The sequence below is a fragment of the Dyadobacter sp. genome, assembly GCF_051859145.1.
GTDB lineage: Bacteria > Bacteroidota > Bacteroidia > Cytophagales > Spirosomataceae > Dyadobacter.
Genome location: NZ_JBHYGF010000071.1, coordinates 1 through 12,236 on the forward strand (window position 1 = coordinate 1; position 12,236 = coordinate 12,236).

10 protein-coding genes and 1 pseudogene are annotated in these 12,236 nt (G+C 46.3%); 4 read left to right on the top strand and 7 right to left on the bottom strand.

The genetic code is table 11. The features are described 5' to 3' along the window. Window positions 1-646 (bottom strand): annotated as a pseudogene (locus ACTIE6_RS05600) (hypothetical protein); the annotation flags it as partial. 152 nt (window positions 647-798) lie between these two features. On the opposite strand from ACTIE6_RS05600, the gene ACTIE6_RS05605 reads away from it, so the two are divergent. Beyond that, the gene (locus ACTIE6_RS05605) at window positions 799-1,791 is read left to right on the top strand and encodes a 1-acyl-sn-glycerol-3-phosphate acyltransferase (RefSeq protein ID WP_439555693.1); all 993 of its coding nucleotides are present in this window, start codon (window positions 799-801) and stop codon (window positions 1,789-1,791) included. Here the strand turns inward: ACTIE6_RS05605 and ACTIE6_RS05610 are convergent. Further along, a complete protein-coding gene (locus ACTIE6_RS05610) occupies window positions 1,788-2,843 on the bottom strand; it encodes a VOC family protein (RefSeq protein ID WP_439555694.1) in 1,056 nt (351 codons plus the stop codon). The genes ACTIE6_RS05605 and ACTIE6_RS05610 overlap by 4 nt on opposite strands. Before the next feature lie 275 nt (window positions 2,844-3,118). Here ACTIE6_RS05610 and aroB point away from each other — a divergent pair, with 275 nt between their 5' ends. Continuing rightward, complete coding sequence (gene aroB, locus ACTIE6_RS05615) at window positions 3,119-4,153, top strand: 3-dehydroquinate synthase (protein ID WP_439555695.1); 1,035 nt, start codon at window positions 3,119-3,121, stop codon at window positions 4,151-4,153. Between the two features lie 87 nt (window positions 4,154-4,240). Beyond that, window positions 4,241-4,816 carry a DUF4136 domain-containing protein gene (locus ACTIE6_RS05620; protein ID WP_439555696.1) on the top strand — a complete coding sequence of 192 codons (576 nt, stop codon included), beginning with the start codon at window positions 4,241-4,243 and terminating at the stop codon, window positions 4,814-4,816. A 70-nt stretch (window positions 4,817-4,886) separates the two neighbouring features. On the opposite strand, the gene mraY is transcribed toward ACTIE6_RS05620, so the two are convergent. From mraY to rsmH, 5 genes are all read right to left on the bottom strand, one after another. After that, window positions 4,887-6,101: a phospho-N-acetylmuramoyl-pentapeptide-transferase gene (mraY, locus tag ACTIE6_RS05625; RefSeq protein ID WP_439555697.1), complete on the bottom strand. Its 1,215-nt coding sequence runs from the start codon at window positions 6,099-6,101 to the stop codon at window positions 4,887-4,889. Between the two features lie 73 nt (window positions 6,102-6,174). Continuing rightward, complete coding sequence (locus ACTIE6_RS05630; RefSeq protein WP_439555698.1) at window positions 6,175-7,656, bottom strand: UDP-N-acetylmuramoyl-L-alanyl-D-glutamate--2,6-diaminopimelate ligase; 1,482 nt, start codon at window positions 7,654-7,656, stop codon at window positions 6,175-6,177. A gap of 7 nt (window positions 7,657-7,663) precedes the next feature. Beyond that, window positions 7,664-9,787, bottom strand: a complete 2,124-nt coding sequence (locus tag ACTIE6_RS05635) for a penicillin-binding protein (RefSeq protein WP_439555699.1) — start codon at window positions 9,785-9,787, stop codon at window positions 7,664-7,666. A gap of 48 nt (window positions 9,788-9,835) precedes the next feature. After that, window positions 9,836-10,258 carry an FtsL-like putative cell division protein gene (locus tag ACTIE6_RS05640; RefSeq protein WP_439555700.1) on the bottom strand — a complete coding sequence of 141 codons (423 nt, stop codon included), beginning with the start codon at window positions 10,256-10,258 and terminating at the stop codon, window positions 9,836-9,838. A 22-nt stretch (window positions 10,259-10,280) separates the two neighbouring features. After that, entirely contained in the window at window positions 10,281-11,213 is a 933-nt protein-coding gene (gene rsmH, locus ACTIE6_RS05645) for a 16S rRNA (cytosine(1402)-N(4))-methyltransferase RsmH (RefSeq protein WP_439555701.1), read from the bottom strand. 139 nt (window positions 11,214-11,352) lie between these two features. Between rsmH and ACTIE6_RS05650 the strand changes: the two genes are divergently transcribed. Next, window positions 11,353-12,236: TlpA family protein disulfide reductase (locus ACTIE6_RS05650; protein ID WP_439555702.1), on the top strand; the 884-nt coding region annotated here is incomplete at its 3' end.

Here is a 12,236-nt window from a genome sequence, read left to right on the forward strand (position 1 = left end):
TCCCGATGTTCCAGTCTACAAACACGGGCATTAAGTCAAAACCGCTGACATTCAGGCGCTGGATATTTTTCATAAATATATCGCATTGCCTTTTCAAGATATTGATATAACCCCGGTGCTCGTACTGGCCGGTATCTGTTTCCAGAATGTCCAGCAAATGCTGAATGTCCGTGCGCAGGTTTTTGGAAGATTTAGGAATGGACTTCCCGGCGCGGAAACAAGCCTGATGAAATTTGGCAGCCTCGGCACCCAGCTTTCTGATCTGGTCTTCATTCAGGCGACGCGGCAGGCGGTTTGCAGCGCGGATCGGATTGTAAAAAACAACCCAGGTATCCACAAAATCCTCCTGGTACCGGTAGGTATAAACCTGATTATTTTTGAAAAGCGATTTGGCAAGTACGTTTTCAAACGGATAAAGCAGGTTGTTTGAAAGTGCCTGAATAATGCGGTGATCTTCCTTAAAATGCTCGTATTTACCAAAATAAGACAACTTGGCGATTACCTTATCTTCGTTATCCAGCGTTACCCTGAACACGTGATTGGTAGATACCCGCGCGCTGATATCCTCTACAAATTTGACCCCGATCGAATTATCAAAACCGGCCCAGGCCTGACGGATAATTGCCGGATAATCTTTTAAACGCATTGCTTTATATGTTACAATTTAGCCTGTCGATGTTCTTATAGCCAGTTATAAGCAGTTTCAAAGTTAGCAACTTCAATGCGCCGATTAAGGTTAGCCGACTGGATAAATAAAAAAATAATCCCATAATTTTGTAAAAACTTACCGCCCGAATTTTGTTTTACTACTTCTCCCGTTTCCTCGTTCGTCTGGCATTGCCAATTTATCTGAGAAAGCTTTGCGTTTCCAATTTCGACAGACTGCCCAAGGGAAAGCCGCTGCTGCTGGCCTCTAACCACCCCGATTCGTTTTTCGATGCGGTTGTAATTGGTTCAGTGCTCAGCCAGCCCATTCATACCTTAACCCGTGGCGATGTTTTCAGGAAAAAATCAGCTGCATTCTGGTTACGTCAAATTAACCTGATTCCTGTATTCCGGGGTTCGGAAGGCAGGCAATATGTTAAAAATCATGATGTTACCGAACAGGAAAGTCACGACGCATTGAAGAAAAACGATGCGGTAGTCGTGTTTTCGGAAGGTATTTGTGTCAACGAATGGCGGTTGCGGCCGCTTGGAAAAGGTACTGCACGAATGGCCTACAAAATCTGGTTTGGAGAAGATGCATTGCCTGAAATGAAAGTAATCCCGACCGGGCTCAACTATGAAAATTTTCACGGCCCTCATAAACGCGTCGCATTGAAATTTGGCGAGCCGATAAGTCAGGCGGAGATTTTAACCAGTCCGCAGGAATACGAAAAGTGGCTTCGGGAGTTTAATGAGATTTTGGAAAGAAGAATGAATGAGGTAATCCTGACTATCCCTGCCGAAGTAACAATTCAGGATCGCACAAGCATACTGAATGCATTTTTCAGTGACTGCACAGTTCCGCCGCGTACTAATCCAATCGGAAAAGCATTAGGCGCGTTGGGCAGGCTGATCCACTCGCCGCTTTATTCCTTTTTCACAAAAAAGACCGCCCAGTTAATCGGCCGGTCTGTATTCTATGATTCTGTACTTTTCGGAATGCTGCTGTACCTGTATCCCGTGATCGTTACACTGCTTGCATTGATCATTGGCGCATTTGCAGGCTGGCCTGCGGCACTCATTGTATTTTTCGGCTTGCCGCTACTTGCATTGGTTGGGAGCCGGTACAAAGTACTGAAACGTTAATCTTTCACACGACCAAAGCCCATTGTTTTGAGCATCCAGTCTGGCAGCGGCTTCTGGGTTTTTCTTTTTTGTAAATCCATAAACCAGCCAATTTTCTTCAAAATCGGCACTTTGTGCGTTTCTACCAGCTCGATCAAAGTTCCGTCGGGATCTTCCAGATAGGCAAAACGGCCCGCCGCGGCTTCCATTCCGAAAGAGCTTTCGCTATCGATCGTAAATGGGTAACCCTGCGTCTGCAGTTTGCTTTTCAATGTGTTCATGTCGAGCGTATCGAAGCACAAATGGATGTAGCCGCAATCTCCCCAAAACCGGTTTTCAAATATCTTTTTAGGAGTCCGGTCGAGCGCCTGAACCAGCTCGATCTGAACGTCGCCTAACAACTTGCTAAATGCGCCTTCGGGCGTGAATTTCTTGCGGAGCAGCATTCTGCGGAACTGCTGGTTGGGCAGTGAAGACGGGATATCCGAAAAAACACCTGTTTCGTCATAAACCACTTCCAATGGCTGCAACAAGCTTTTATAAAACTTCAAAGATTGATCAATATCCGAAACGCCGACTACCACACCGGCAACGCCGCCAACAGGTGAACCCGTTTTTTGAAACCAGGTATTATCGGTTGTAATCTGAAAAATATTGCCATAAGGATCAGTTCCCCAAAAACCTTCGCCCTCTGGCAGCTTCACAATCGGACCTACTTTTCCGTTCGATTGGCTTTTTATCCACGCATGCGCCTTATGCACATCGGGCGCTTTGAAGCGGATTGCATTAATTCCTAAATCACCCGGTTCAATCTTAAAGCTGGCCGGTTGTGACTGGCGGCTTGTAAACGACCAGATTTCCAGTCCACCGCCACCTGCCATATTAATGGCGAGCACGGCATGCCGCTGCTGCACTTTTCCGCCTGTATAAGGAATCATCAACGGAGCTTCTGCCTTTTCGTCAAAAACCGGAACGTCAAACCCCAATACCTGCCGGTACCATTTCCATGCGTCGGGCACGTTTTGAACACCTATTCCTACTTGTTGGATTCCTGAGATCAGTGCAGCACTCATTCGTTGAGAGAAAAATTAGATCAGTCGCTAAAAATTTGAATGGCAATTTTACGAAATAAAATGCAAACGAGCGGCTGTGGGACAACGTTGACGGAAAATTGTGAAGTGGGGAAAATTTTTCTGATTGACAATATGAAAAGCGATTTTTGATAAACATTATAATTCCTATCTTTAAATGAGATTTTCCGAATTTTATTCCAAAAAACGTGAAATCTACGCATCCATTTGGATGCGCTCATCGTATCTGTGATGAGCTTGTCTCAATTCAACCTGGAATGAATCAGTCAGTTACCATTGCACCGATAAGCGAAAGTTTACCGGAGTTTTTAAGTGCCACCAATTATTCGAAAGTCGTAGTAATTGCCGATAGTAATACCAGAAAGTATTGCTACCCGACTTTGAAAGACATTTTACCAAAACATACCGTCGTAACCGTGCCAAGCGGGGAGGCAAATAAAACCTTATCGACCTGCGAAAAGATCTGGCAGGCGATGACGAAAGAAGAGCTGGACCGGCACGCGCTGGTGATCAATATAGGCGGCGGGGTGATCGGGGATATGGGCGGATTTTGCGCTGCTGTTTACAAACGTGGAATAGATTTTATACAGGTGCCGACGACCTTGCTTTCACAGGTTGATGCCAGTGTTGGAGGGAAATTGGGAATTGATTTTCAGGGATTTAAAAATCACTTAGGTGTTTTTAACATTCCAAAAAGTGTCTTAATCGACCCTGCATTTCTTGGAAGTTTGCCTGAAAGGGAAATACGGTCGGGTTTTGCCGAAATCATCAAACACTGCCTGATTGCAGATGCGGCGAAATGGGAGGAAATCAGACAAAGGGATTTTGAAGCGCAAAAATGGCCTGACCTGATCGCACATTCGGTACAGATCAAGCAGCGCGTAGTAGATGAAGACCCGACAGAAAAAGGCTTGCGTAAGATTCTGAATTTCGGACACACACTTGGACACGCGGTTGAAACCTGCTTTTTAAACAAACCGGCAAACAAAAGGCTCTACCACGGCGAAGCAATTGCAATCGGGATGATCATGGAAAGCTACCTTTCGTTTGAGCGAAAAATGATCACGCAGGATTTGCTGACAGAGATCGAGGAGTTCATTTTTGCCACTTACGGAAAGGTAAAAATCAGCGCGGAAGACGTGGAAGAGATCATCACATTGACAAAGCAGGATAAGAAAAACAGAGGAAAAGAAGTGCGGTTTTCATTGCTGAAAGGAGCAGGGCAATGCGCATATGATATCGTAGTTACAGCTCCTGAAATGCGTAAATCAATAGCTTATTATTTGGGATAGTTTTACCAGGAGTCAGTTATAAGTTATTGGTTAGAATGTTTTGTATCAAACGTTTACAGATATATTTTATTCAACCTGACAAATTAAATGCTTATGCTGAGGTCTATTTCTATCTATTTTGCATTGCTGCTTGTAATTATAATTGCCGGCTGTTCCAGTGGCCGGAAAGTGTTCGTGGAGCACGATTACAGTTACGAAACCAACTTCAAAGACTATTCTTCCTATACATTCCTGGAATGCGAGCGGGATACCAATAACCTTTGTACCGAAATCTACGAAGCAATCCGCCGGCAAATGCAGGTACGCGGCTACAAATTGACCGCAGACAAACCTACGCTGCTGGTTAACTACGGTATTTTCTACGATAACTTGCGCTACCAGGGCTATATGCAACCCGTAATCAAAAACTGGGTAGATACAGAAAATGACGGTTTCCGTTACGAACCTATCAAATACGCATTGGACAAAGGCACATTGATCGTTTCATTGATCGATGCAGAAAGTGACCAGGTGGTTTGGAGAGGCTATGCTTCCGGAATATTCAAAGGCGTAGAAGGCTCCAATAACCACTACCGAAGTGTTGTAAGAAGGATTTTTGATCAATATCCATTGTTCGCAAAGGGGTATGATCCTAGGAGGTATAGTGAGGAGGTGGGGCGGTAGGCTTGTCACCCCCAACCCCCTGAGAGGGGGCTTATGAAAGGTTAGCCCCCCTCAAAGGGGGGTTGGGGGGTTACCGAAGCTTCAAAGTAGCCAGCGTCAAAATCGCCAGGATAATCCCTACGATCCAGAACCTGGTCACGATTTTTGATTCGTGAATACCTCTTTTCTGATAATGATGGTGCAGCGGTGACATTAGGAAAATGCGCCTGCCTTCGCCGTATTTTCGTTTCGTGAATTTGAAATAGCTGACTTGCATAATTACCGAGAGGTTTTCAGCAATAAAAATCCCGCACATAATGGGGATCAGCCATTCTTTCCGGATTGCCAATGCAACTACCGCGATTACTCCGCCCAGCATTAAACTTCCCGTGTCGCCCATAAATACCTGAGCAGGGTACGCATTGTACCATAAAAACCCGACACAGGCGCCGATGAATGCGGCGCAGAAAATTACCAGCTCTCCCGAGTTCGGAATGTACATGATGTTCAGGTACTGCGAGAATTTGGTATTTCCCGAAAGGTAAGCCAGCACGCCCAGTGTCAATGCAATAATGCCCGAAACTCCGGCTGCAAGTCCGTCGATCCCGTCGGTGATATTGGCTCCGTTTGAAATGGCAGTGATAATAAAAATGGCGATGATTGTGTAAATCACCCAGGTATATTCCTCTGGTAACCAGCCGAAAAGCAAGGTTTTGTAATCAAATTCATTGTTCTTGAAAAACGGGATCGTGGTAACTGTCGGGTGAATAATATCGCGGTACCGCTGAACCTCGCCTAAACTTGAACTGAGTAACGGTTGGTCATATATCCTGATACGCACACTGTCGTTAAAAGAAAGCGTAACTCCCACAATCACGCCCAAACCAACCTGACCCACGATTTTAAAGCGGCCGTGCAGCCCGTCTTTATTGTTCTTGAATTTTTTCAGATAATCATCGATAAACCCGATCAATCCTGTCCAGAGGGCAGTTATGATCAGCAATACGATGTACACGTTGGTGAGTTTTGCAAAAAGAATTACGGGAATCAGCAGTGAGGCCAGGATGATGAAACCGCCCATTGTTGGAGTACCTGCCTTTTCCATTTGTCCGGCCAGTCCAAGGTCACGGATCGACTCGCCCATTTGCTTTCTCCTCAAAAAATTGATTATCGACTTACCATAAGTGGCAGCAATAAAAAGCGACAGAACAGTTGCTCCCAGCGCACGAAAAGAAATGTACTGGAATACCCCCGCGCCGGGTATGTTGAAGTGCCTGTCCAGATAATCAAATAGGTAATAGAGCATGAAAAAAGCTTAATGGGGGTGACGGCTGCAAAGTTGGGGCTTTTCCAAGACTACGCAAAAACCAGCTGTATTTTTAATTGGCATAGCGTTTTTCGAATACTTCAAGCAAAATTTCCTTGTCGTCAAAATGGTGTTTCACGCCTTTGACATCCTGGTAATTCTCGTGGCCTTTTCCTGCAATCAGAATAATATCCCCCGGATTTGCCGAAAGTCCGGCTTTGAAAATGGCTTCTTTCCGGTCCGGGATTGTAGTGGTTTTTTTATAATCCAATGGCGGAACTCCTTTTTGCATTTGTTCCAGAATGTCCATCGGATCTTCAAACCTCGGGTTATCCGAAGTTAATATCACCTTATTGCTGAACTTACACGCAATAGCAGCCATTTTCGGCCGTTTTTCAGCGTCCCTGTTCCCGCCGCAACCTACAATTGTAATTACCTGCTCATTTCCATTGCGTAAATGCGTGATCGTTTCAAGCACATTTTCGAGCGCGTCGGGTGTATGTGCGTAATCTACAATCCCGACGATCTCATCGGCGGAATGGAACTGTTCAAATCTGCCGGGAGGACTTTTCAGGTTTGATAGTTCTGTCAGTACCAGATCTTCCTTTTCACCCAACAAAACCGCCGCTCCGTATACAGATAGCAGGTTATAAGCATTAAACCTGCCGATCACCCTGAACCAGACTTCCTGGTTATTGACGTCCATGTGCATGCCCGCCAGCGTATCCGAAATGATCTTTCCTTTGAATGTCGCCAAAGTCTGCAGCGAGTAAGTCTCGATTCTCGCCTTCGTGTTCTGTACCATTACAGAACCTCTGCGGTCGTCGATATTCACCAATGCAAATGCACTTTTCGGCAACTGATCAAAAAAGCCTTTTTTAGCTGCAATGTAATTGTCAAAGGTTTTGTGAAAATCGAGGTGATCGTGGGTAATGTTGGTAAAGATACCTCCCGCAAAGTGCAGGCCTGTAATCCTGTGCTGCGCCACTGAATGCGAGCTTACTTCCATAAACACGTGCGTGCAGTTCTTCGCCACCATTTGAGCAAGCAAATGGTTTAATGCAATGGAGTCCGGCGTGGTGTGCGTGGAAGCGATTACCTCATCTTCAATCTGGTTCTGAACCGTAGAAAGCAGCCCGCAGCGGTAGCCCAGTGCGCGGAACAATTGGAACAGGAAAGTAGCAACGGAGGTTTTTCCATTCGTTCCCGTAACCCCAACCAGCTTTACTTTCCTGGAAGGATGTCCGTAAAAAGCAGCGGCGATCAGGCCCATTGCAGCAGCTGAATCTTCCACCTGAATGTAGGTCACATTTTCGCTGATCTCTGCCGGAAGTTCCTCACACAGAATCGCGCTGGCGCCCAGTTCTGTGGCTTTCCCGATGTACTCGTGCCCGTCCGTCTGCGTCCCCCGGAGTGCTACAAAAAGACTTCCCGGCAGAATCTTCCGCGAATCGAGTACCAGTGCATTAATGATTATATCGTCAGAACCCGTCACGCGGGCACCTTTCAGGTCTGTCAGAAGTGTACTTAATTTCTTATCCTGATTGCTGTCCATCAAGGCGTTATTGTAAAGTTAATAGTATCGTTTTAATCCCCTCCTTATTGGCTCCCGGCGGCAGCGATTGCTCCACCACTTTTCCGGAACCTTTGAAAGTCACCTTATATCCCTTGTTTTCGAGCAGGTACAGCGCGTCCCGCATGGACATTCCCTGCAAATCGGGAACCTCCTTTGACAAAACATCGGCCGATCGCCAGTTTGTTTTTCCTTTTTTATAAAGTGACGCCGCGGCATATTCTGCATCTTCCGGCGCTGGGGTAAGCTTCAATTCTTTGCTGATCACTTTCAGGTCCGAAGTTCTGCCTGCCCATTTGATCGGCTTCGACTCTTCCGGAATGGAATCTTTCACAGGTTTTTGGATACCCACTTCGGATGCATAAATGCGGTCGGCTACTTCCTTGAAAACCGGCGCAGCCACACTTCCTGCATACCGGGTATAGTCTGCACCCGAGCTTTTCGGATTATCGATCACTACTATGCAGCTGTATTTGGGTTTATCGGCAGGAAAGTAACCTGCAAACGAAGTATAATTTTTTCCCTCAGTATAAATCCCGTTGATCAGCTTCCGGGCAGTTCCAGTTTTTCCTGCAATCTGGTACAAGTCGCTTTTAATGTGTTTTGCCAAACCGTTATTCACAACTCCTTCAAGCATTTTCTTCACTTTGCGGACTGTCTCCGGCGAGCAGATCGGCTTTTCTGTTACATAAGGTTCCATTTTATCTTCAATCTCCTCTGCATTTCTGATCTCCTTCACGATCATCGGCCGCACCCAGTAACCGTCATTCGCCACTGCATTATAGAAAGCCAGAGTTTGGAGTGGCGTCATTTGCATTTCGTAACCATGCGCCATGTAGTACATAGAATAGGAGCTCCATTGCTTTGAAGCAGGTGTACGTATCAGCGGCGGCTTTTCTCCTTTCATCTGAATGTCCGTCGGCTCGGTCAGGTGAAATTGTTTGAGGTAAGACAGGTACTTATCCGGTTTGTTGGCAAAATACCGCATCATCAGCTGCACGATCCCGATATTGGATGATTTTTCCAAAACCTGCGAGGCTGTAATTGTCCCAAAACCACCGCGGTGTGCATCGCGGATGATATTGGCCCGAAACCGCATTGCGCCATTTCCGGTATTTACCATAATCTTGTCAGGATCCATGTGGGTTTCTTCCAGCAGCGCCATCATCGTAGCCAGCTTGAAAGTCGAGCCGGGATAGTTGAAAACTTCCTCGTACTTGTTGTCGCCCCGTTTGGTCAGGTTTGCCATCGCGCGGATTTCGCCTGTTTTTACTTCCATGATTACCACAGAACCAAAGTCCGCATCCATTTCCGTCAGCTTCCGGCGCAATGCAATCTCGGCCATATCCTGGATCTTCATATCGAGCGTGGTGTAAACGTCGCGGCCGGCCTGTGGTTGTACATTCAATGCATCTCCCACCGGGATTTTCATTCCGCCTTCGACCATTTCAACCCAACCGATCCCCGATTTTCCTTCCAGTATTTTGTCAAAACTGGCTTCCAGACCAATGTAGCCCCGCCCGGTTTTCGGATCAATGCCGCCGATTGTCCGGTCGGCCATGGGGCTGTAAGGTTTATAGCGTTTATATATTGTCTCAAATTTCCCGCCGCCGCCTTTTCTGTTTTTGGCAAAAAACGGCCATTCTTTGATTGTCTCGCGTTCGAGGTAGCTGATCTCCCGACTTTTCAGGCGCAGGTACCTTTTCGATTTGCTTACACGATACCTCAGGATCTTACTGCGGTAACCCGCCGCTGTATTTTCCTTAAAGCTTTTTGCGAGCAGGGAAGCGAGCTCATCCAGGTGATCGTAGAAGTAGGTAGAGTCGGCCACTTTCGTGTCAAGACCAACAAAATAGTACGGCAGCGAAGTAGCCAGCAAGCTTTCATCATTTGAATAGATATTCCCGCGCATCGCAGGAATCGTATCCAGTTTCAGGTCATTCTTAACAGAATACTCAGCCCAGGTTTTGCCTTTGAACTCATCATAATACTGTACACGGATCAGCTTTACGAAAACAAGTATAGCCAGCACGAACAACAGCCAGCCGACAGTCCGCGCCCTGTTGATAAGTGCCTTCTTGTTGTTTTGACCACTTTCGATTTCGTTCTTCATACCGGGAAGAAAAAATTACTATTGACGATTTTCAGAGTTGAATGCGGATTAATATTCGTCTGCCTTGACAAAGATCTTTTTGGGAGGGGTCAGGTTCTCTTCCAGGCCGGTCGCCTTCACTTTTTCGATAATAACCGACTGTTTTTTGCTTTTCTGATATTCGGAATGGACAGAGTGGTACTCGGCCCGCAAATCATCCACTTCTTTTTTCAGCTTAATGCTGTTCCGCACATATTGCTCAGACTGGAAGCCAATGCGTTCATAGGCAACCAGCAAAATCACAACCCAGCCAAAATAATAGAAATATTTAACAGGAAGCCGCTCTTCACGGCCCGGCGTTTTATCTCCGAAAACCTTGTCGAGCGGTAAAAATTTGTTGAGCCAGTTAAACAGGTGATATTCCCGCTTACGCTTGGGTGGCTTAGGCGGTTTGGGCGCAATCGGTTTCGGTTTTCTCTTGTTCTCTGCCATTCTAATTCCTCCAAATTATCGTTCACTCAGCAAAAACCTGCTCTTTTTCGGCGATCCGCAACTTCGCACTTCTGGCACGCGGATTCCTCGCTACTTCCTCCTCAGTTGCCTCCACAGGCTTTCTGGTAACGCTGTTTAAAGGTTTTAAAACATTTCCGTAAAAGTCTTTTTCAACTTCTCCGTCAAACTTTCCCTTTTGTATAAAATTTTTGACAAGCCTGTCTTCCAGCGAATGGTACGACATCACGACCAGTCTGCCACCGGGAGCAAGTACCTCCGGAACCTGCGAGAGAAACTCTTCAAGCACCAGCAGCTCGTCGTTTACTTCAATGCGCAATGCCTGGAAAACCTGCGCGAAATACTTGTTTTCACGATGCTTTGGCGCAAATCGAAGCAACACATCCTTTAAATCGTTGACTGTTTCAATGGGTGCATTGTGGCGTGCCGCAAAGATTGCGTCGGCCGCGGTTTTTGCATTGGTAACCTCCCCGTACATCCCGAGAATGCGCTGCAATTCGCGCGCAGATCTCGAATTTAAAACTTCGCGCGCTGTTTTGTCGACGCTCGGGTTCATCCGCATATCCAGATCAGCCTGAAATCGTGTGGAAAACCCTCTTTCGGGTGTATTGATCTGATGTGAAGAAACACCCAGGTCGGCCAGGATTCCATTTACTTTCTCTGCTTTATGCAGTTTCAGGTAACGTTTTAAATGCCTGAAATTGGCTGCGACCAATGTGAAGCGGTTATCTTCCTTGAAGGCGCGCGCATTGACTGCTGCGTCGGGATCCTGATCGAATGAAAACAGGTGGCCGGTTGTAAGCTGGTCGAGTATGGCCCGGGAATGCCCGCCTCCGCCGAAAGTAACATCGACGTAAATACCAGCCGGATCAATTTGCAATCCCTCAAGACATTCCTGTAACATAACAGGTTCGTGATAGGTACTTGGTTGATCCATTGTGAAAAGAAACGTTTTTAGGAACTAATTTTCGCCAGGCGGCAGTTACAAACTTAGCAATTTTAGATCGTAGGAATTGCGCCTTACATCGGATTTAATTTTCTTGCTGCACTCCTATTTATACTATAACAAACTGTTTATGAGAGCAATCATTTCAGCAGCCTCCCTTTTATTTTTAGTGTTTCAAATCGGCTGCAAATCCACCTCCGAGGCTAATCTGAAAAACGGCATCTGGCGGGCGACGCTCAGCCGTGACAATCAGGAACTTCCGTTTTTACTCGATATATCCAAAAATGCAGACGGGAAGACCTACAACGTTTACGCATTGAACGGAGAGGAAAAACTCAGCATGGATACTGCATATTTCGAAAACGATTCACTCGTGATTACAATGCAGCTTTTTGATGCTAAAATCGTGGCAAAAGCAGACGAGGAGCACTTAAGGGGTACTTACTACCGCCTGGCGAACGGAGCAGTTTCGGGCTCGCTGCCATTTGAGGCGAAATTCGGGGAGAAACATACATTCTTTAAAGAGGGACAAGCAAAGAGCACGCAGAATGTTTCCGGTAAATGGGCCACGGTTTTTATCAATGACGAAACCGGCGACTCTACCCAGGCGCTTGGAACTTTGACGCAGAAAGGAACAGAAGTATCAGGCTCATTTTTGACAACAACCGGTGATTACCGTTACCTGACAGGAAGTGTGAATGGCGACAGTTTGTACTTATCCACATTCGACGGGTCCAATGCAAAACTTTTCAAAGCCGCGGTAAAAGATGGAAAAATGAGCGGGACTTTATGGTCGGGCATTAAAGGATTGAGAAGCTGGAATGCAACTTTGGACCCGAATGCTACCTTGCCTGATCCCGTGAAGCTGACTTTCATGAAACCCGGTTTCGAAACAGTCGACTTCAAATTTGCCGACCCAAGTGGAAAAGAATGGACCATGAAAGATCCGAAATTTGCCGGTAAGCCGGTGATTATACAGATTATGGGCTCCTGGTGCCCCAACTGTATGGACGA